The sequence below is a fragment of the Streptosporangium minutum genome (genome assembly GCF_002149035.1).
Lineage (GTDB): Bacteria > Actinomycetota > Actinomycetes > Streptosporangiales > Streptosporangiaceae > Streptosporangium > Streptosporangium minutum.
Genome location: NZ_NGFP01000175.1, coordinates 1 through 19,626, shown reverse-complemented (window position 1 = coordinate 19,626; position 19,626 = coordinate 1). Strand labels below are relative to the sequence as shown.

17 protein-coding genes are annotated in these 19,626 nt (G+C 70.1%); 4 read left to right on the top strand and 13 right to left on the bottom strand.

What is annotated here, in order from left to right; translation table 11 throughout:
* Positions 1 to 386: 386 nt before the first annotated feature.
* The 6 genes from CA984_RS47385 to CA984_RS30265 form a co-directional block, all read right to left on the bottom strand.
* Complete coding sequence (locus tag CA984_RS47385; protein WP_207621106.1) at positions 387 to 1,385, bottom strand: hypothetical protein; 999 nt, start codon at positions 1,383 to 1,385, stop codon at positions 387 to 389.
* A gap of 200 nt (positions 1,386 to 1,585) precedes the next feature.
* Positions 1,586 to 3,124, bottom strand: a complete 1,539-nt coding sequence (locus tag CA984_RS30285) for a glycoside hydrolase family 13 protein (RefSeq protein ID WP_086576916.1) — start codon at positions 3,122 to 3,124, stop codon at positions 1,586 to 1,588.
* Between the two features lie 39 nt (positions 3,125 to 3,163).
* Entirely contained in the window at positions 3,164 to 4,147 is a 984-nt protein-coding gene (locus CA984_RS30280; RefSeq protein WP_086576915.1) for a carbohydrate ABC transporter permease, read from the bottom strand.
* 16 nt (positions 4,148 to 4,163) lie between these two features.
* A complete protein-coding gene (locus CA984_RS30275; RefSeq protein WP_242676259.1) occupies positions 4,164 to 5,021 on the bottom strand; it encodes a carbohydrate ABC transporter permease in 858 nt (285 codons plus the stop codon).
* A gap of 128 nt (positions 5,022 to 5,149) precedes the next feature.
* Positions 5,150 to 6,523, bottom strand: coding sequence for an ABC transporter substrate-binding protein (locus CA984_RS30270; RefSeq protein ID WP_086576913.1), 1,374 nt, complete (start codon positions 6,521 to 6,523; stop codon positions 5,150 to 5,152).
* Positions 6,524 to 6,880: 357 nt separating this feature from the next.
* Positions 6,881 to 7,903, bottom strand: coding sequence for a LacI family DNA-binding transcriptional regulator (locus CA984_RS30265; protein WP_341351736.1), 1,023 nt, complete (start codon positions 7,901 to 7,903; stop codon positions 6,881 to 6,883).
* A gap of 547 nt (positions 7,904 to 8,450) precedes the next feature.
* Between CA984_RS30265 and CA984_RS30260 the strand changes: the two genes are divergently transcribed.
* Both CA984_RS30260 and CA984_RS30255 read left to right on the top strand, forming a co-directional pair.
* A complete protein-coding gene (locus CA984_RS30260; protein WP_086576911.1) occupies positions 8,451 to 9,830 on the top strand; it encodes an FAD-dependent oxidoreductase in 1,380 nt (459 codons plus the stop codon).
* A 137-nt stretch (positions 9,831 to 9,967) separates the two neighbouring features.
* Positions 9,968 to 10,255, top strand: coding sequence for an iron-sulfur cluster assembly accessory protein (locus tag CA984_RS30255; RefSeq protein WP_012891911.1), 288 nt, complete (start codon positions 9,968 to 9,970; stop codon positions 10,253 to 10,255).
* 311 nt (positions 10,256 to 10,566) lie between these two features.
* Here the strand turns inward: CA984_RS30255 and CA984_RS30250 are convergent, their stop codons facing one another.
* The 5 genes from CA984_RS30250 to CA984_RS30230 all read right to left on the bottom strand — a co-directional run bounded on the left by CA984_RS30250 (position 10,567) and on the right by CA984_RS30230 (position 16,611).
* Positions 10,567 to 11,040 carry a hemerythrin domain-containing protein gene (locus CA984_RS30250; protein WP_086576910.1) on the bottom strand — a complete coding sequence of 158 codons (474 nt, stop codon included), beginning with the start codon at positions 11,038 to 11,040 and terminating at the stop codon, positions 10,567 to 10,569.
* Positions 11,041 to 11,076: 36 nt separating this feature from the next.
* Positions 11,077 to 12,258 (bottom strand): zinc-dependent alcohol dehydrogenase, encoded by a 1,182-nt coding sequence (locus tag CA984_RS30245; RefSeq protein ID WP_086576909.1) that lies wholly within the window; start codon positions 12,256 to 12,258, stop codon positions 11,077 to 11,079.
* Between the two features lie 54 nt (positions 12,259 to 12,312).
* The gene (locus CA984_RS30240) at positions 12,313 to 13,266 is read right to left on the bottom strand and encodes a TIGR03557 family F420-dependent LLM class oxidoreductase (RefSeq protein WP_086576908.1); all 954 of its coding nucleotides are present in this window, start codon (positions 13,264 to 13,266) and stop codon (positions 12,313 to 12,315) included.
* 115 nt (positions 13,267 to 13,381) lie between these two features.
* Positions 13,382 to 14,248 (bottom strand): alpha/beta fold hydrolase, encoded by an 867-nt coding sequence (locus CA984_RS30235; RefSeq protein WP_086576907.1) that lies wholly within the window; start codon positions 14,246 to 14,248, stop codon positions 13,382 to 13,384.
* 47 nt (positions 14,249 to 14,295) lie between these two features.
* Positions 14,296 to 16,611: a phosphoketolase family protein gene (locus CA984_RS30230; protein ID WP_086576906.1), complete on the bottom strand. Its 2,316-nt coding sequence runs from the start codon at positions 16,609 to 16,611 to the stop codon at positions 14,296 to 14,298.
* Positions 16,612 to 16,855: 244 nt separating this feature from the next.
* Here CA984_RS30230 and CA984_RS30225 point away from each other — a divergent pair, with 244 nt between their 5' ends.
* Positions 16,856 to 17,716: an SAM-dependent methyltransferase gene (locus CA984_RS30225; RefSeq protein WP_086576905.1), complete on the top strand. Its 861-nt coding sequence runs from the start codon at positions 16,856 to 16,858 to the stop codon at positions 17,714 to 17,716.
* Positions 17,717 to 17,923: 207 nt separating this feature from the next.
* Positions 17,924 to 19,111 carry an FAD-dependent monooxygenase gene (locus CA984_RS30220; RefSeq protein WP_086576904.1) on the top strand — a complete coding sequence of 396 codons (1,188 nt, stop codon included), beginning with the start codon at positions 17,924 to 17,926 and terminating at the stop codon, positions 19,109 to 19,111.
* Positions 19,112 to 19,146: 35 nt separating this feature from the next.
* Here the strand turns inward: CA984_RS30220 and CA984_RS30215 are convergent, their stop codons facing one another.
* Both CA984_RS30215 and CA984_RS48280 read right to left on the bottom strand, forming a co-directional pair.
* On the bottom strand, positions 19,147 to 19,431 hold the full coding sequence (locus CA984_RS30215; protein WP_086576903.1) for a DUF427 domain-containing protein: 285 nt from the start codon (positions 19,429 to 19,431) through the stop codon (positions 19,147 to 19,149).
* A 102-nt stretch (positions 19,432 to 19,533) separates the two neighbouring features.
* Complete coding sequence (locus CA984_RS48280; protein ID WP_423229341.1) at positions 19,534 to 19,611, bottom strand: hypothetical protein; 78 nt, start codon at positions 19,609 to 19,611, stop codon at positions 19,534 to 19,536.
* Positions 19,612 to 19,626 lie beyond the last annotated feature (15 nt).

Here is a 19,626-nt window from a genome sequence, read left to right as displayed (position 1 = left end):
CTGCTGGGCGGCCGTCTGGACGCCGGGGCGGTGGACGGGGAGTGGCGGGTTGCCGTACGGCTGCCGCTGCGCGGCGGCCACGAACCCATCCGGTGACCGAAGCCCGGTTGACCGTACGGCTTTCCGTTGCGCGGCCACGAACCCATCCGGTGATCGCGACTCCGGGCGACCGTACGGCTTTGCGCTGCGCGGCGGCCACGAACCCATCCGGTGACCGAAGCCTGGGTGACCGGCGGAACCACCGGACTGCGGACGTCAGCCGGATACCGGTTACTGGTTGCCGATTACCGGATGCCGGATGCCGATTGCCGCGGACATCGCCGCCTCCCCGCCCGCGGCGCTTCGGCCGCGAGACCCCGGTCTCCAAGCTCCGGGAGCGGCGGATCTCATCCGGCTCCGAGCGGATCCCAGCCGTGGGCGTAGCGCAGCAGGGAGCCGGCGAGATCCGCGTTGCCGGCGGCCCACACGTCGTCGAACAGGAACCACTGCTGGTGGCCGAAGAAGTCGTTCATGTGGATCGACATCTGGGCCAGGTGGCGGGAGTGCCGGATGAGGGTCCGGTCCGGATCCCGGCCCTGCTCCAGCCCGGCGCTCTCCAGCGCCCGCATGGAGCCCTCGTGCAGGGAGCGGTGATCCCCGATGAGGGGCTGCTCCAGGTCCGGCCACCGGTTGCAGCGGCTCAGCGCCGGCTCGATCCCGTCGTCTCCGGGGGCCGTCAGAGCGCGCAGCGCCAGCAGCTCTGACGGCCAGTCGTCTCCGCGGGGTTCGAGCTCCCGCAGGTGGGCCGCGAGCTCCGGCAGCCGGATCCCCGGAAAGGAGCGCGGGGCCAGCCAGCTGATGCTCTCGCTGTCGCAGAACGTCAGCAGGACCGCGTAGGTGACGCCCTCTCCCCCGGGCCGGGCCGGCGCGAGCTCCTCGACCGGGACCGGCGGGGTGAACGGGCCCGCCGCCCCGCCGGTGGTCTCGGGCAGCGGCCAGCCGTCGTGCACCAGGTAGGCCAGGCGGTCCGCCCGGGTCCTCACCAGGGAGTCGTCGAAGAAGAAGTACGCGAGCTCGACCTCGTCGTCGTCGGTCAGCACCCGGACGCTCAGCCCGTCCGCCTGCACCTCTCCCTCGACGTACAGATGCCGCTGCAGGAGGTCACGGAGCTCCTGCCACGTGCCGGGGGCCGCGAGCCCCTCCCGGCGGGCGGCGTCGAAGATCGTGCCGAACCCGTAGACAGGCCCCCCGAGCTCGGCCACGATCCACGCGTCGGTGTCGTGGCCCTCCTCCACCACGGCCACCCAGCCCCGGCGGAACCAGTCGAGCACCGTGGCGTCGGGAAGGTGACGGACCCGCTTGCTGAGCGGGCCCTCGTAGTGACTGCGGTAGACAAAGAGGGTCATGCCGTCAAGATTCCAGAGGCCCCCGACAATTCCCGGCCGGACGCGTGACGGAGGCCGGCCGCCGCCGGGTGTCCCGGCGGCGGGTACGGCGGGCAGCCCTGWCAGGGCTCCTGGCGTCGGCTCTCCCCTTTTTGGGAGGGTGGCTTTTTGGGAGGGTGGCGTCGCCCGGGTCGTGCGAGCGGCGCGGCGGCGCGGACCGATCAGGACGTGCGGAGCCATACGGCGGTGTCGGAGGGGAGCTCACCGGCGTCGAGGGGACCGCTGGCCAGCAGCACGGCGTCGTGGGGCGGCAGTGCCACCGGCCCGGGACCGAGGTTGACCACGCAGGTGAGGCCGGTCTCGCGGGTGAAGGCCAGCACGTCGTCCCCGGCGTCGAGCCAGGTCAGGGTGCCGTCTCCGAGCTCCTCGCGGCGGATGCGCAGGGCTGCGCGGTAGAGGTTGAGCATCGAGCCCAGATCCGCTCCCTGAGCCTCGACGGTGACCTTCTTCCACGCCTCCGGCTGCGGCAGCCACGACGTCCCCGTGCCGAAGCCGAACGGCGCCTCCTGTCCCGACCAGGGCAGGGGCACGCGGCAGCCGTCCCGGCCGGCGACGGTGTGTCCCGAACGGCGCCACATCGGATCCTGACGGAGCTCGTCGGGGATGTCCTCGACCTCGGGGAGGCCGAGCTCCTCACCCTGGTAGACGTAGACGCTGCCGGGCAGCGCCATGGCCAGCAGCGCCGCCGCCCTGGCCCGGCGGTGGCCGAGTTCGAGGTCGGAGGGCGCCCCGTCCCTGCGGTCGCCGTTGTCCCAGGAGGTGTCGGCCCTGCCGTACCGCGTGACCGGACGGGCGACGTCGTGGTTGGACAGCACCCAGGTCGCCGGAGCGCCGAGCCGCCCGTGCGTGGCCAGGGTCTGCCGGATCGACTCACGCAGCGCGGCCGGGCTCCAGGGGCTGCCCAGGAAGTCGAAGTTGAAGGCGGTGTGCAGCTCGTCGGAGCGCAGGTAGCGGGCGAAGCGCTCCTGGTCGGGGAACCAGACCTCGCCGATCAGCAGCCGCTCGTCGTACTCGTCGGACAGCCGTCGCCAGCTCCGGTAGACGTCGTGCACCTCCGCGAGGTCGGTGTAGCCGTCGGGGTCGCCGCCGTCGAAGTCCTTGACCAGCACGGCGGCCGAGTCGATGCGGATGCCGTCGATGCCGCGGTCGAACCAGAACCGCAGCACGTCGTGGAACTCCCGGTGCACCTCCGGGTTGGTCCAGTTGAAGTCGGGCTGCTCGGGCGCGAACAGGTGCAGGTACCACTGCCCGTCGGGGACCTGTGTCCAGGCCGGGCCTCCGAAGATGGACTTCCAGTCGTTGGGCTCGTCCTTGAACCAGAACCGCTCCCTGGCCGCCGACCCCGGTCCGGCGGCCAGCGCCTCCCGGAACCAGGCGCTCTGGTCGGAGCTGTGGTTGGGCACCACGTCGATGATGACGCGGATGCCCAGCTCGTGGGCTTCCTCGATGAACTTCTCCGCCTCGGCGAGAGTGCCGAAGGACGGTTCGATGTCGCGGTAGTCGGCCACGTCGTAGCCGCCGTCGGCCATCGGCGAGGGATACCAGGGGTTGAGCCAGATCGCGTCGACTCCCAGGTCGGAGAGGTACGGCAGGCGCGCGCGGAGACCCGCGAGGTCGCCGACGCCGTCGCCGTTGCCGTCGGCGAAACTCCGGAGGTAGACCTGGTAGATCGCGGCTCCCCGCCACCACGTTTCAGACATGCTGGGACAACTCCTTGCGGTTGAAGATGGGTGACGCGGTCAGCCCTTGAGGCTGCCGGCGGTCAGACCGGCCATGATGCTGCGCTGGAATACGAAGAAGACGATGATCGCCGGAAGGCTCGCGATCACCAGTGCCGCGATGAGGACGTTCTGCGGCATCTGGGCCGAGAGGGAGGCGATGCCCACGCTGATGGACATGTTCTCGCTGTCCGGCAGCACGAGCAGCGGCCAGACGAAGTCCTTCCAGACGGTGACCACCGACAGGATCGACACCACGCCGATGATCGGCCGGGAGACCGGCAGCACGATCGACCACAGGATGCGCGAGGCGGAGGCGCCGTCGATCTGGGCGGCCTCGAGCAGTTCCCTGGGGATCGAGTCGAAGAACCGCTTGAGCAGGAAGATGTAGAACCCGTTGGCCGCCGCGGGGAGCCAGATCGCCCACGGCGTGTTCAGCAGGTCCCAGCCGAGGATGGGCAGATCCTTGACCGTCAGGTAGGCGGGCAGCAGGATGACCATCGGCGGGATCATCAGCGTGGCCAGCATCAGGCCCAGGACCAGGTTGCCCAGCACCGGCCGCAGCTTGGACAGCGCGTAGGCCGCCGTGACGTCGACGGCCAGCGTGAACAGCAGGGCTCCGCCGGCGTACAGGAGCGTGTTGCCGAGGAACTGCCCCAGGTTGAGCTGGTCCCACGCCTCGGCGTACACCGCGAAGTCGAGCGACTCGGGGAAGAAGCCGGGCGGCATCTGGGCGAGTTCCTCGGGCGACCTCAACGCGCCGGTGACCATCCAGTAGAGCGGGAACACGAAGGCCGCTGTGAAGCCCACCACGACCGTGACCAGCACGATCCAGTAGATCACCCGTCCCCGGGGGGTCTTCAGCGTGTGCGGGGAGACCACACCGCGGAACTGCGGCGCGGCCTCCTTGCGGCGTCTGCGCGTGCCGCGCCCGGCCTCGACGGGGGCAGAGCCCGGCCGCCGGGAGGGAGCCGGGGGGCTCGGCTGAACGGTGACGTTCGACATGGGTGCCACTGCCTCCCTAGCTCTGGTTGTCCCGCGAGATACGCAGGTAGAAGGCGGAGAACACCATCAGCACGAGCATGAGCATCAGCCCCAGCGCGCCACCGGCGCCGAAGTCCCCGAAGTTGAACGCGTACTGGTACATCAGGTAGGCGACGGTCAGCGTCGCGTTCTCCGGGCCGCCGCCGGTCAGCAGGTACGGCTCGATGAACACCTGCATGGTGGCGACGATCTGCAACAGCAGCATCACCATCAGGATCAGCTTGGTCTGCGGGATCGTGACATGCCAGACCCGCTTGAAGAGCCCGGCCCCGTCCAGCTCGGCCGCCTCGTACAGCTCGCCGGGGATGCTCTGCAGTGCCGCGAGGTAGATCAGGGTCCCGGTGCCCAGGTTCATCCAGGTGGAGACGATCACCAGGGACAGCAGGGCGGTGTCGGTGGAGTCCAGCCAGCTCAGCGCCGGGAGGTTCACCAGGTCCAGGATCTGGTTGAACAGGCCGGGACCCGGGTCGTAGAACCACTTGAACAGCAGCACGCCGACGGCCGGCGGCAGCATCACCGGCAGGTACACCACGAACCTGAGATATGCCTTCGCGTGCCGCAGCTCGTTGAGGACGATCGCCGCCGCGAACGGCACGAAATATCCGAAGACGAGTGCCAGGCCGGTGAACGCGGCGGTGTTGATCCAGGCGTCGGCGAAGGCCGCGTCGTCGATCACCGTGCCGAAGTTCTCCAGCCCCACCCAGGTGGGCTCGTCGACGAAGTTCGTCTGCTGGAAGCTGAGCAGGATCTCCCGCACCATGGGATACCAGGAGAAGAACGCGAAGCAGATCAGCGCCCCGCAGAGGAAGCCGTACGCCGTGAGGTTACGCCGCACGCCGCGCCGGAACCTCCCCGGTGTCCGGTGCCGTGATCCCTTCACGGTCATTGTGGTCATTGGTTGTTTTCCGATCTCGACGTCTGGCGGGGTGCCGGCCCACTGGCCGGCACCCGGGTGTCAGCGGATCAGCTGGACTTGGCCAGCACCTTGTTGGCCTTCGCCTCGGCATCGGCGAGCAGCTGGTCGATGTCGGCGTCCTGCCTGGTCAGCACCGCCGACATGGCCACGTCGAGGATGGCGTAGAGCTCCTGCGCCTTCGGCGGTTCGATCTTGTTCTGGATCGTGGTGGACGCCTCCGCGTAGGGGGCGAAGTGCTCCACCGGCACGGTGGCGAACTTCTTGCGCGTCTCGACGATCTGCTTGCCGGGGGCGCTGTCGCCGTACAGGTCCGGGGTGGGGAGGCCGACCGGCCGGCCCTGGCCCTTGTTCCGCTCGTAGTTGAACTGTCCCTGGTCGGGGGTCAGCTCGTGGTACTCCAGCCAGAGGAGCCCGGCCTTGATCTGCTCGGGCGTCGCCTTGGGGTTGAACATGTAGCCGTCGCCGCCGCTGAGCGAGGCCTTGGCCTCCGGCAGTGCCGTCACGCCGTAGTCGTCGAACTTGCCCTTGAAGTCGTTGTTGACCGACTGGACGACGTCGGGGGCGCCGATCATCATGCCGAGCTTGCCGCCGCCCATCATGCGCATCAGGTCCTCCCACTGCAGGAGCTGCTTGGCCCCCATGCTGTTGTCGGTCCAGCGCATCTTCTTGAGGTTCTCCAGAACGGCCTTGCCCTCGGGGCTGTTGAAGGCGGCCGTCTTGCCGTCGGGGCCGACCATCTCGCCGCCGCGGCCGTAGAGGGAGGCGGTGAAGTGCCAGCCGCCGGTGTTGCCCGCGCTGTACTCGCCGAACCCGACGTAGCCGGGACCGAGCCCGGCGATCTTCTTGGCCGCCTCCTGCACCTCGGCCCAGGTCTTGGGCGGGCTGTCGGGGTCCAGGCCGGCCTGGGTGAACAGCTTGCGGTTGTAGACCAGGCCCGTGGAGTAGTTGGTCCTGGGCAGGCCGTAGGTCTTGTCACCGTTCTTGAAGACGCTCATGACGTCGGGCCGCAGGTCGCCCAGCTTGGTGACGCTGCCGACGTAGGGGCTGATGTCAGCCGCCTGACCGGCCGCGACGATCTTCTGGATGTCGGTGAAGTAGACGTAGAAGACGTCCTCCAGCGTGCCGCCGGCCAGCTTGGCCTGGAAGGTGTCCGGGTTGATGCAGGGGAAGGCGTCCTTGCTCTCGATCGTGATGTTCGGGTGCAGCTTCTGGAACGCGGCGACGTCCTCGTCCCACGCCTTGCGCTCAAACGGGTTGCTCTTGGGGGGCTGGCAGCCCACGGTGATCGTGACCGGAGCGTCGGCGGCCGCGGTGCCCGGCTTGGTGTCAGCGGGCTTGGCGGCGCCGTTGTCACTGCCGCAACCTGCGGCGGTGAGGACGATGCCCGCGGCGAGCAGCATCGAGAGGTTGCGGGGTTTCATAGGGGACTCCTTGGCGGGTCGGTTGCGAGAAACATATAGAGACGTGCAGGACCTAGCAAGAGTCCGTCATGCTTGATGCAAAAAAGTGACAGTGAGCTATCCGTCATCGCGGCGCACCCCCCTCGCACCGCCGGGAGAACAGGACCGACCTGCGGCAACGCGCCCGGCATCGGCGGAGCGACCGATCGCTTGCATGTCGTTGCACGGCGCCATCACTGTTCTGTCACGGTTTTTAGCCATACGCGCACCGGGGACGCGCGGGAACCGTCAGGCACCGGCGGGTGCCGGGCACCGCCACTCCCGGACCGGGAGGCGGCGGGGGCGCCGGGTGCCGCCGCCCTCAGACCGGCACGGCCCTCAGACCGGCACGGCCCTGCGGCTCGCGGGAGCCGTGGAGGCCCGCACCACCAGCTCGGGCTCGAACAGCAGCTCGTCACCCGGCACGGCGACCGCGTCGATCTGGGCGGTGAGCAGGTCCACCGCCGCGCGCCCCATCGCCTCGATCGGCTGACGCACGGTGGTCAGCGGCGGCTCGGTGCAGTTCATCAGCGCCGAGTCGTCGTAACCGATCACCGAGACGTCCCGCGGCACCAGCAGGCCGGCACGGCGGGCGGCGCGCACCGTCCCGAGGGCGAGCAGGTCACCGCCGCAGACGAAGCCGGTGAAGCCGCGCCGCAGCAGCCGGGCGGCGGCGGCGTGGCCTCCCTCCAGGGAGAACATGGTGTGCTCGACGGAGTCCTCGGCGAACTCCAGGCCGTGGGCTCCGGCGTAGGCGGCGAAGGCGTCCATCCTGCGGCGCGAGGGCATGTGGTCGGGAGGGCCAAGGATCATCCCGATGCGCTCGTGCCCGAGGGCCCGCAGGTGCCCGGCGGCCATCCGCGCGGCGGCCACGTCGTCGCACGAGACCTGGGAGAAGCCGAGGTGTTCCACCGCCGCGTTCACCAGGACGGCGGGCAGGCGGCGCTCCAGGATCCGCCCGTAGTGCTCGTGGGAGGCGTCCCGCTGGGCGTACATCCCCCCGGCGAAGACCACTCCGGAGACGTGCTGGGAGAGCAGCAGGTCGACGTAGTCGGACTCCGAGACCCCGCCCACCGTCCTGGTGCACAGCACGGAGGTGAAGCTCTGCTGGGCGAGCGCGCCGCCGACGACCTCCGCGAACGCGGGGAAGATCGGGTTCTGCAGCTCGGGGAGGACCAGTCCCACCAGGCGGGCGCGGTTGCCGCGCAGCCGGGTCGGACGCTCGTAGCCGAGGACGTCGAGCGCCGTGAGCACGGCCTTGCGCGTCGCCTCCGAGACACCGGGTCTGCCGTTGAGCACGCGACTCACCGTCGCCTCGCTCATTCCGACCTTCTTGGCCACCTCGGCAAGCCTGCGCGTCATGAATGCAAGCATACGACAGGACTTGCAAGTAATTGCACAAAGTTTGCGACACAAGCGGGAGGCCGGGAAAGCACTCGCCGCCCGGCGTCGCCGCACAGAATCCCCCGCGCCACCGGGCGTGGCCACGCGGGCCGGTAGCGGCGTTATCATCCTCTACCGGGTGCATTGCCGCCCTCCTGGGATCCGGGGCCCCGCAGCCCGACATGGGCCTTCTCGCTTGGATCGATCAAGCTAAATCTTTTTTTTGCGATAAATAAACAAAATATTGCGACTCTATAGCTGATATTTTGTGTTCTTAACGTTGCTGAAGTCGTTGTTTTGTTGGCAGTCAGGCATCGCCGTCGGTCGGCGAGCGCCGCCCGTCGCTGCGGGAGCGTGCTCGCTGATCGCCCTTGGCCTGTTCGCACGCCCCCGCGACCCCCGGACCCCGAGCAGGACGCTCCCGAGCGGGTCCGTCGGGGGAGCCGAGCCGCTCCGCCACCGTTTGAGACCCGCCTGACGAGGAAGTCTCCCCTACTGGCTGAAACTTTCGGGGAGTGGGCGGACGATGACGGAACGACTGGTGGTGATCGGGGGCGACGCCGCGGGGATGAGCGCGGCCTCACAGGCGCGGGGCAGGCGTGACCCGCAGGATCTGCGGATAGTCGCCTTCGAGAAGGGTCGCCACGCCTCCTACTCCGCGTGCGGGATCCCCTACCTGGTGGGCGGGGAGGTGTCCGACCCGCAGGACCTGGTCGCGCGGCGGCCCGAGGTCTTCCGCGACGAGCTGGACATAGACCTGCGGCTGCGCAGCGAGGTCACCGAGATCGACCTCGGCCGCCGCGCGGTGGCCGTACACGACCACCGCGGCGGCGGCCGGTACTGGGAGCCCTTCGACCAGCTCGTCATCGCGACCGGCGGCCTGCCGCACCGCCCCGACCTCCCCGGCGCGCAGGCCAGGGGCGTGTACGGCGTGCAGACCCTCGACGACGGCATCGCCCTCCTGGACGTCCTGGAGTCCGAGCGCCCACGCAGGGCCGTGGTGGTCGGCGCCGGATACATCGGCCTGGAGATGGCCGAGGCCCTGGTACGGCGGGGCCTGGAGGTGTCGCTCATCGACGGGGGCGATCAGCCGATGGGCACGCTCGATCCGGACATGGGCGCCCTGGTCGCCGACGCCCTGCGCGACCTGGGGGTCAAGGTGCTCCTCGGCGAGCCCGTCGAGGGCTTCTCCGAGTCCGGCGGGCGGGTCACCGGGGCCCGCACCGGGAGCCGGAGCGTACAGGCGGACCTGGTCGTCCTCGGTCTCGGCAGCCGCCCGAACACGGCCCTGGCCGAGGCCGCCGGCGTCCCGGTCGGCGAGACCTCGGGGATCCGGACCGACCGTCGGATGCGCACCGCGGTCGAGGGCGTCTGGGCGGCCGGCGACTGCGTGGAGACCTTCCACCTGGTCTCCCGGCGCCCGGTCGCGATCGCGCTCGGCACCCACGCCAACAAGCAGGGGCGCACCGCGGGCATCAACATCGGCGGCGGGTACGCCGCCTTCCCCGGCGTCGTCGGCACGGCGGTGTCGAAGATCTGCGAGTACGAGGTGGCGCGCACGGGTCTGACCACGGCCGAGGCGGCGCAGGCCGGGTTCGAGACGGTCGAGGAGATCGTGGAGTCCACCACACGCGCCGGCTACTACCCCGGTGCGCGCCGGATGCGGACAAAGATGATCGCCGACCGCCGGACCGGCCGGCTGCTGGGCGCCCAGATCGTCGGGCAGGAGGGCGCGGCCAAGCGCATCGACGCCCTGGCCGTCGCCGTCTGGCAGGAGATGAGCGTGGAGGACGTGAGCGGGCTCGACCTGTCCTACGCTCCCCCGTTCGCCCCGGTGTGGGATCCCATCCTGATCGCCGCGCGCAAGACGGCGGAACGCCTGGAGCGACTCGGCACGCGGGGCTGACCTCGACGACGTGCCTCCGCGGGTGGCGCGGTCCCGGCGGTACGGCCTGCCAGGGGAAATCCAGGGAGACATGGTTGGGCCGGTTCAGAGCGGGAAAGGGCGAAGAATCCCAGACCCGATCCCGACAAGGAGTCACAATGCTCACATTGACCGACACCGCGGCACAGGTGATCCGGGACCTCAGCTCGCAGGTAGCGGATTCCACCGACACCGGTGTCCGCATCTCCTCACAGGCTGACGGCACAGGATCCCTACTGCTCTCGGTCGTGGACGGCCCTGAGTCCAACGACAAGGTGGTCGAGTCGGAAGGAGCGAGGATCTTTCTGGACCCCACCGCCGCGGACATGCTCGACGACAAGGCTCTCGACGCGGACATCGACGAGGGGGGATCGGTGGCCTTCCTCGTGACCGAGCAACACCCCTGACGTAACCGGAGACTCACAGGGCCCCGACCGCGACGGCGGTCGGGGCCCTGTCCTGTATGCATCCCGGGACGTCCTCGACGACCTGAGGACGTCCCGGGATGTACAGGGAGGACGTCCTCGGCGTCCCGAAGACGTCTTCGACGACCCGGGACTTCCCGCATGTGGACCCGGGGACGTCCTGGACGTGGACCTGAGGACGGCTTCAGGTGTATCTGGAGAGCGTCCCTGGCGTCCCGAGGACGTCCCGGCTTCCTGGGGCCTCCGGCATCCGGCGGCCCCCTGGAAACCCGCTCCCGCTGTCAGGAGAGGGACTACTTGCCCGCGCTGCTCACCGCGAGGGGGTCAGCGGGCGCCTTGGCCTTGGCCTTCTCCATCCGCTCGCCGAGTTCCTGGAGCCGGTTGCGTCCCATGGCTTCGCGCACCTTCGGGAACCACTCCTCTTCCTCCTCCTCGACGTGATGGCGCACGTTCTCCATCAGGACGGTGACCTTGGGGACGAACCGCTCGTCCTCGGGGTCCATCCCCCGCAGTTCGGAGAGCATCCAGACCACCACGTGGTGCTCCTCCACGCTCTCCAGGATGTGGTCGACGGTGTCGGGAGCACCCTCGCGGGCGGCCGGGTAGAAGATCTCCTCCTCGATGTAGGCGTGGGTGGTGAGCTCTTCGATGATCTTGTCGACGATGTCCCGCTTCTTCTTGTGGGCGCCGTCACCGGCCTTCTCGAACTCCTTGAACAGCTTCTCGACGGTCTTGTGGTCGTCCTTCAGGAGAACGATGGCGTCCATGCTTCCCTCTCTCGTGATCTTGTGGGTCTCTACGGATTACGGATTGAGCAGGACCTTGACTGCCCCGTCCTGCTTCTTCTGGAAGATCTCGTAGCCGTGCGGGGCCTGGTCCAGCGGGAGCCGGTGGGTGGCCAGGTCCATGACCGCCAGCGGGTCGGAGTCGTCGGTCACCAGCGGCATCAGGTCGTCGATCCAGCGCTTGACGTGGGCCTGGCCCATCCGCAGGGTGATGCCCTTGTCGAACATCTTCAGCATCGGCATCGGGTCGGCCATGCCGCCGTAGACGCCGACGATCGAGACCGTGCCGCCGCGCCGTACCGCCTCCATCGACTGGTTCAGGGCGGCGAGCCGGTCCACGCCCGCGGTGGACATCAGCGGGGCGGCGATCGCGTCGGGCAGTATCCCGGTGACGGTCTGGGCGAGCTTGGCGGCCGGGGAGCCGTGCGCCTCCATGCCGACCGCGTCGATGACCGAGTCGGGACCGCGCCCGCCGGTCAGCTCGCGGATCGCCTCCGGGACGTCGTCGGTCACGGAGGCGTCCAGCACCTCCACGCCGTGCCTGCGCGCCATCGCGAGACGTTCCTGGACCCCGTCGATCCCGATGACCCGGTAACCGAGATGCCTGGCGATCCGGGCGGACATCTGCCCGATGGGTCCCAGGCCGAAGACGGCCACGGTGCCGCCGTCGGGGACGTCGGCGTAACGGACCGCCTGCCAGGAGGTGGGCAGCACGTCGGACAGGTAGACGAACCGCTCGTCCGGCGGCCCATGGGGGACCTTGACCGGGCCGAACTGGGCCTGCGGGACCCGCAGGTACTCCGCCTGCGCCCCCGGCACCTCGCCGTACAGCTTGGTGTAGCCGAACAGGGCCGCGCCCATGCCCTGGTCGCGGACCTGGGTGGTCTCGCACTGGGCGAACAGCTTCATCCCGCACATGTGGCAGTGGCCGCAGGAGATGTTGAAGGGGATGACCACCCTGTCGCCGGGCTTGATGTGGGTCACCTCCGCGCCGACCTCCTCCACGATGCCCATCGGCTCGTGGCCGAGGATGTCGCCCTCCCCGATGAAGGGCCCCAGGACCTCGTACAGATGCAGGTCGGAGCCGCAGATCGCGGTGGTGGTGAGCTTGACGATCGCGTCGGTCGGTTCCTTGATCGCCGGATCCGGGACCTCCTCGACCCGCACGTCGCGCTTGCCGTGCCAGGTGAGAGCCTTCATGGTCTTCTCCTTTCGGGTCGTGCGGGATGGGGTGCGCCGCCGGTGCCGCGGCACTCAGCGCACCCGCGGCAGGACCTCCTTGGCGTAGAAGTCGAAGAAGGCGTCCTGTTCCTCCCCGATCTGGCTGATGTACACCTCGGTGAAGCCCGCGTCGAGGTACTCCCTGATCGCCTGGGCGTGGACCTCGGGATCGGGCCCGCACGGCGTCGAGGCCGTGGCCTCCTCCTCGGTCACCGCCTCGGCGAGCTCCTCGAAGTGCCTGGGCAGCGGGAGCAGCTGCGACGCCTCGCCCTTGATGCCCTGCGTGGGCCAGAGCCGGTGCACGGTCTTGCGCGCGGCGGCCTCGTCGGCGGCGTAGCAGACCTTCAGGCCGCCCTGGGCGGGCTTGCCCTCCCCGCCGGCCTCGCGGAACTTCCGCACCAGCTCGGCGCTCGGGCCGGTGCAGATGTAGCCGTCGGCGATCTGCCCGGCCAGCCGCACCGCCTTGTCGCCGAAGGCGGACATGTAGACGGGCGGAGGCTCGTCGGGAAGCGTGTAGAGGCGGGCGGTGTCGAGGTCGTAGTGGGCGCCGCGGTGGGTCACCAGCCTGCCGCTCCACAGTTCGCGCATGAGCTCGACCGCCTCCTCCAGCATCTCCAGGCGTTCGGACGCCGGAGGCCAGCGGGAGTCGATGATGTGCTCGTTGAGCGCCTCTCCGGTGCCCACGCCGAGCCGGAACCGGCCCCCGGTCAGCGCCGCGCTGGTCGCGGCGGCCTGGGCGATGATCGCGGGGTGGACGCGGACCAGCGGGCAGGTGACCGCGGTCGTGATGGGCAGCGAGGCGGCCTCGGCCAGCGCGCCGATCACCGACCAGACGAACGGGCTGTTGCCCTGCACGTCCAGCCACGGATGGAAGTGGTCGGAGATCCACAGTGCCTCGAACCCCGCCCGCTCGGCGAGCCGGGCCTGCCGTACCAGCTCCTTGGGGCCGTGTTCCTCGCTGGAGAGGAAATATCCGAACGTAGCCATATCCGCCCCCGTCTCGGCGTCTGATCTGCAGCGATGATCCCCATACCCCCTGTGAGGAGCCCAAACGGATCACCTCTGCCGGGCTGCCGAGATCCGGCGGCCCGGCAGCGGACCGTCAGCTGCCGGCGCCGAGGAACCGGCGCAGTCCGGCGGCGAGCTCGGCCGGCGCCTCCTCCGCGACGTGGTGGCCGGAGTCGATGGGCGCGCCGCGCAGGTCGTCCGCCCAGTCACGCCAGATCGCCAGCGGGTCCCCGTAGAGGTCCTCCATGTCGTCGCGGGTGGCCCAGAGGAACAGCGTCGGGCAGGAGATCCGGCGGCCCGCGCGGCGGTCGGCGTCGTCGGCGGCCCGGTCCAGGCCGAGCCCGGCCCGGTAGTCCTCGCACATGGCGTGGACCGTGGCCGGATCGTGGATCGCCCGCCGGTAGTCCTCGTACGCCTCGGCGCCCATCGCCTCCGGAGTCCCTCCGTACCAGGCGTCGGGATCGGCGTTGATCACCCGTTCGGCGGGCTTGGCCGTCTGACCGAGGAAGAACCAGTGCCACCAGGCGGCGGCGAACCTGGCGTCGGCCCGGGCCAGCGCCTCACCGATCGGCACCCCGTCGATCACCACGAGATGGGAGACCATGTCCGGGTGGTCCATGGCCAGGCGCTGGGCCACGTAGGTGCCCCGGTCATGACCCACGACGGTGAACCGCTCGTGACCGAGCACGCGCATCAGCGCCGCGCAGTCGCGGGCCATCGCCCGTTTGGAGTAGGGCTCGTGGTCGGCGGTGGTGGCCGGCTTGGACGACCGGCCGTAGCCGCGCAGGTCCGGGCAGACCACGGTGAAGTCGCCGGCGAGCAGCGGCGCGACGCGGTGCCAGGTCGCGTGGGTGCGGGGGTGGCCGTGCAGGAGCAGCACGGGCGGCCCGGAGCCGCCGTGCCGTACGAACAGCTCGGCCTCTCCGGTGCCCACCCGCTCTTCCTTGAAGCCCTCGAACATTCTCACGGTTCCTTTCCCGCGCGCCGGCGCGGTTCGGTACGGCCGGCTCAGTACGGCCAGGTCCAGTCGCGGATCTCGGCGGGGTCCTCGCCGTACTCACGGGTGTGGGCGCGGGCGCGCAACCGCTCGTCGACCATCTGCTGGCGCAGGTGCGCGGCCTTGGCGCCGAGACCGGGCACCCGGTCGATGACGTCCATCACCAGGTGGAAGCGGTCGATGTCGTTGAGCATCACCATGTCGAACGGCGTGGTGGTGGTGCCCTCCTCCTTGTAGCCGCGCACGTGGATGTTGTGGTGGCCGCGCCGCCGGTAGGTCAGGCGGTGGATCGACCAGGGGTAGCCGTGGAAGTTGAAGATGATCGGCTTGTCGGCGGTGAAGAGGGTGTCGAACTCGGCGTCCGACATGCCGTGCGGGTGCTCCGACGGCGGCTGCAGCCGCATCAGGTCCACGACGTTGACCACGCGGACCTTCAGCTCGGGCAGGTGCTCGCGCAGCAGCGCGGCGGCGGCGAGGGTCTCCAGTGTCGGCACGTCGCCGGCGCAGGCCAGAACCACGTCGGGCTCGGCTCCCGCGTCGGTGGAGGCCCACTCCAGGATGCCCAGGCCACGGGTGCAGTGCGCGATCGCCTCCTCCATGGTGAACAGGTCCAGCACCGGCTGCTTGCCGGCCACGACGAGGTTGACGTAGTCACGCGAGCGCAGGCAGTGGTCGCCGACCGACAGCAGGGTGTTGGCGTCCGCCGGCAGGTAGATCCGCACCACCGAGGCCTTCTTGTTCATCACCACGTCGATGAAGCCGGGATCCTGGTGGCTGAAGCCGTTGTGGTCCTGCCGCCACACGTGCGACGACAGCAGGTAGTTCAGCGAGGCGACCGGACGCCGCCAGGTGATCTTGTGGGACGACTCCAGCCATTTGGCGTGCTGGTTGAACATCGAGTCGACGATGTGGATGAACGCCTCGTAGCAGTTGAACAGGCCGTGACGGCCGGTCAGCAGGTAACCCTCCAGCCAGCCCTGGCACAGGTGCTCGCTGAGCACCTCCATGACCCGGCCGTCCGGGCCGAGGTTCTCGTCCGTGGGCAGCGTCTCGGCGTCCCACACGCGGTCGGTGACCTCGAACACGGCCGACAGCCGGTTGGAGGCGGTCTCGTCCGGCCCCATCAACCGGAAGTTGTCCGGGTTGGCGGCGATGACGTCGCGCAGGAACTGCCCCAGGACCTTGGTCGGCTCGCTGGACTGCACGGCGGGAGCCTTGACCTCGACGGCGTGGTCGCGGAAGTCGGACAGCGCCAGCGGCTTGAGCAGCTCGCCGCCGTTGGCGTGCGGGTTGGCGCTCATCCGGCGCGGGCCCTCCGGCACCGTCCGCAGGATCTCCGCGACAGGCCGCCCCTGCTCGTCGAAGAGCTCACCGGGCCGGTAGGAGCGCATCCACTCCTCCAGCATCGCCCGGTGCTCGGCGTTCTGGCGGACCGCCGACAGCGGCACCTGGTGAGCCCGCCAGGTGCCCTCGACCGGGAGACCGTCCACCTCGCGCGGGCCGGTCCACCCCTTGGGCGTGCGCAGCACGATCATCGGCGGGCGCTCGGCGCGGCCGTCCTTGAACTCGGCGATCTCGCCGAAGACCGTGTCGAGGGTCTCGGCCATCAGCTCGTGCATGACCGCCGGGTCGTCGCCGGAGACGATGTGCGGGCGGTAGCCGTACCCCTCGATGAGCTTGACCAGCTCCTCTTCGGGGATCCGGGCGAGGACGGTCGGGTTGGCGATCTTGTAGCCGTTCAGGTGCAGGATCGGCAGCACGACCCCGTCGTGCTCGCGGTTGAGGAACTTGCCGGAGTGCCAGCCGGCCGCCAGCGGCCCGGTCTCGGCCTCGCCGTCGCCGATGACGCAGGCCACCACCAGGTTGGGGTTGTCGAAGGCGGCGCCGTAGGCGTGGGCCAGCGAGTAGCCGAGCTCGCCGCCCTCGTGGATGGAGCCCGGGACCTCGGGGGCGACGTGGCTGGGGATGCCGCCGGGGAAGGAGAACTGCCGGAACAGCCGCTGCATGCCGACGGCGTCCTGCATGATATCCGGATATTTCTCTGTATAAGAGCCCTCCAGCCAGGCATGGGCGACCGCCGCCGGGCCACCGTGCCCAGGTCCGACGATGTAGATCATGTCCTGGTCGCGCTCCCGGATGATCCGGTTGAGATGGGCGAAGCAGAAGTTCAGCCCCGGAGTGGTGCCCCAGTGCCCCAGGAGGCGTGGCTTGACGTGCTCGGGAGTCAGAGGCTCGGCCAGCAGCGGATTGTCCAGCAGGTAGATCTGGCCGACCGACAGGTAGTTGGCCGCCCGCCAGTAGGCGTCGACGTGTGCGAGTGAATCCATACCTCCGACAGTTCCTCCGGAGCGGGATTCAAACCCTGCCGGGGGCCGTCCGCACTCCCGGGGACACCTGGCGACCACGGGAAGCCGTGTCGCGCCGGAGACCGGTGGCCTCCGGAGGGCCCGGCCCGGCGTGATCCTCCGCACCGGCCGGCTGCCCCGCGGCCTGGAGCCGGGATGCCCGGCAGCCGGCGAGCGCTGTCCAGTATGATCACTTTCCGGTTTCGCCGACGAAGGAGATCCCACGGTGACGGGATTGGACCGTGTCCCCCCGGGCGTCGACCCGAACGTGCCCAGTTCCGCCCGCGTCTACGACTATCTCCTGGGCGGAAAAGACAACCTCGCGATCGATCGCGCCATCGCCGAGCGACTGCTGGCGGTGGCTCCCGACACCCGTCTCGTGGCCCGGGCCAACCGTGACTTCCTGGTCCGGACCGTCCGTTTCATGGCCGAGCGGGGCGTGCGGCAGTTCATCGACCTCGGCACCGGCATACCGACCTCCCCCAGCGTGCACGAGGTCGCACACGAGATCGATCCCTCGGCCACGGTGGTCTACGTCGACTACGATCCCGTCGTGCACCTGCACACCGAGGTGCTGCTCACCCGCGACAAGAACGTGGTGAGCGTCCAGGCCGACATCCGCCGCCCCGGCGCCATCCTCGACGATCCTCAGGTCGTCGGGCTCGTCGACTTCTCCCAGCCGGTCGGCGTGCTGATGGTGGGAGTGCTGCACTTCATCACCGACGCCGAGGATCCGGCCGGCGTCATCGCCGCGTTCCGGGAGCGCATGGCCGCGGGCAGCCATCTGACGCTCTCGCACGCGATGGCCGAGAGCGCGCCGGAGGCGATGGCCCAGCTGACGGCCGCCACGGCGAACTCCCCCGCCCAGTCGACCTTCCGCTCCCACGATCAGGTGCTTGCCCTGCTCGACGGGTTCGAGCTGCTGGAGCCGGGCCTGGTCCCCGTGCACGACTGGCGCAACGGCGACGGGTTCGCCCTGTTCCCCGATGCGGAGCGGCCGAAGCTCAGGATCGACGGTGCCCTGGCCCGTCTGAGCCGGTACGGCCTGCCGGAGGGACCGGGCAGGTCCGGCCGTCGATCTCGCTGAGCAGTCCCGCCGGAGGGCGCGCTGGACGCGCAGCCGGCCCGCACACGGATCGCCGGGCCGGCGTGGCCCCGCCCCGGACCGCCGGGGCACGAGCCGCCGCACGCCGCCGGTCAGGCGGAGGCCGCGCGCCTCTACCGGATCCGGGCGGAATGTACGAAGATCTTCACGGCTCGACCGCTTGACCCCGTCCGAGGAGAGGAAGCCGGAGTGGAGATCGCCATCGTCGGAGGAGGCCTCGGCGGCCTGGCCGCCGCACTGCTGCTGAGGCAGGCGGGCATCGAGGCCACCGTCTACGAGCAGGCCACCGAGCTGCGGGAGGTCGGGGCGGGCATCGTCGTCGCCCCCAACATGGTCCGCCCCCTGGTGCGGGCCGGGCTCGGCGAGCGGCTGGCGGCCTCCGCCGTGGCGCTGGAGACCGCCTGGGAGTTCCGGCGCTGGGAGGACGGCCGGGTGCTGTTCTCCCAGCGGATGGGAGAGGAGTGCCGGCGGCTGTACGGCGCCGACTGTTACGTCGCGCACCGGGCCGACCTGCTGGCCATGCTGCTGGAGGCGCTGCCCGAGGACGCCGTACGGCTCGACCGGCGGCTGGACGGCCTGCGGCAGGACGGCGAGAAAGTCGAGCTGGTCCTCGCCGACGGGCAGGGAGAGAAGACGACGGTGGTCGCCGACGTGGTCGTCGGTGCCGACGGGATCCACTCCACCGTCCGGTCCTCGGTCGTGGCCGAGGACCCGGCCCGGTTCTCCGGCCTGTGCGCCTACCGGTGCCTGGTCCCGGCCGGTGACGCCCCCGACCTGGCGCTGCGGCCGGTGCAGACGCTGTGGCTGGGGCCGGGCAGGCACTTCGTCCACTACCCGATCAGCGGGGGACGTCTGGTCAACGTCGTCGCGATCGTGCCCGCCGGGGACTGGCGGATCGAGTCGTGGACGGCCGACGGCCGGGTGGAGGACCTGGCGCGGGAGTTCGAGACCTGGGACCCCCGGCTCGGACAGCTGATCGCCTCCGCGACCGACACCAAACGCTGGGCCCTGTACGACCGCAGCCCGCTGGAGCGCTGGACCGACGGGCGGGTCACCCTCCTGGGGGACGCCGCCCACGCGATGCTGCCCTTCTTGGGCCAGGGAGCCTGCCAGGCGGTCGAGGACGCGGCGGTCCTGGCGGCCTGCCTCCGGACGGCCACGCCCGGGACGGCGGCGCAGGCGCTGCTGCGTTACGAGGGGATCCGCCGGCCCAGGGCATCCCAGGTCCAGCTCATGAGCCGCGGCCGTGAGGTGCAGAACCACCTCCCCGACGGCCCCGCCCAGCGTGAACGCGACGCGGCCTTCGCCAGTGGCGACCCGCTCCGGCAGAACGCCTGGGTCTACGGCCACGACCCGGAGGCCGAGCTGGTCCACTGAGCCCCGACGTCCCTGACCTCCCCGCCCCGGGGAGGTCAGCCGGTGACCTCCACGCCCTTCCAGAAGGCCACGTAGCCCTTGATCTGGGCCGCCTCCGGCTTGGGGTCCGGGTAGTACCAGGCGGCGTCGGGGTTGTCCTCGCCGTCGACGTGCAGTGTGTAGTAGCTCGCCGTCCCCTTCCAGGGGCAGACCGTGGTGGTCTCCGATGGCCTCAGGTAGTGCGGGGACACCGATTCGATGGGGAAGTAGTGATTGCCCTCGACGATCCGGGTGTCGTCACTCTCCGCGATGATCTCGCCGTTCCAGCGTGCAGTTGCCATGGACCAAGGCTGGCACATTCGAGGCTCCGGCGCGCGCCGGACCCCGGGAGCACGGACCGGCGGCCGCCCGGTTCCCGCGGTTCTCTGCTGTTCCGACGGCGGTCACAGCAGGCTGACGGCCCTGTCCACGGCACCGGCCACGTCCCCGTCAGCCGGATAGAGCAGGGCCCGGCCGGGCACCAGCCCCAGCGCGGT

Coding starts and splice junctions, on each gene's coding strand:
- CA984_RS30235 (WP_086576907.1), bottom strand. CDS start 14,248: ATGTTCGAGGGCTTCAAGGAAGAGCGGGTGGGCACCGGAGAGGCCGAG.
- CA984_RS30270 (WP_086576913.1), bottom strand. CDS start 6,523: ATGAAACCCCGCAACCTCTCGATGCTGCTCGCCGCGGGCATCGTCCTC.
- CA984_RS30265 (WP_341351736.1), bottom strand. CDS start 7,903: ATGACGCGCAGGCTTGCCGAGGTGGCCAAGAAGGTCGGAATGAGCGAG.
- CA984_RS30250 (WP_086576910.1), bottom strand. CDS start 11,040: ATGGACGCCATCGTTCTCCTGAAGGACGACCACAAGACCGTCGAGAAG.
- CA984_RS30245 (WP_086576909.1), bottom strand. CDS start 12,258: ATGAAGGCTCTCACCTGGCACGGCAAGCGCGACGTGCGGGTCGAGGAG.
- CA984_RS30230 (WP_086576906.1), bottom strand. CDS start 16,611: ATGGATTCACTCGCACACGTCGACGCCTACTGGCGGGCGGCCAACTAC.
- CA984_RS30280 (WP_086576915.1), bottom strand. CDS start 4,147: ATGTCGAACGTCACCGTTCAGCCGAGCCCCCCGGCTCCCTCCCGGCGG.
- CA984_RS30215 (WP_086576903.1), bottom strand. CDS start 19,431: ATGGCAACTGCACGCTGGAACGGCGAGATCATCGCGGAGAGTGACGAC.
- CA984_RS47385 (WP_207621106.1), bottom strand. CDS start 1,385: ATGACCCTCTTTGTCTACCGCAGTCACTACGAGGGCCCGCTCAGCAAG.
- CA984_RS30240 (WP_086576908.1), bottom strand. CDS start 13,266: ATGGCTACGTTCGGATATTTCCTCTCCAGCGAGGAACACGGCCCCAAG.
- CA984_RS30260 (WP_086576911.1), top strand. CDS start 8,451: ATGACGGAACGACTGGTGGTGATCGGGGGCGACGCCGCGGGGATGAGC.
- CA984_RS30255 (WP_012891911.1), top strand. CDS start 9,968: ATGCTCACATTGACCGACACCGCGGCACAGGTGATCCGGGACCTCAGC.
- CA984_RS30285 (WP_086576916.1), bottom strand. CDS start 3,124: ATGTCTGAAACGTGGTGGCGGGGAGCCGCGATCTACCAGGTCTACCTC.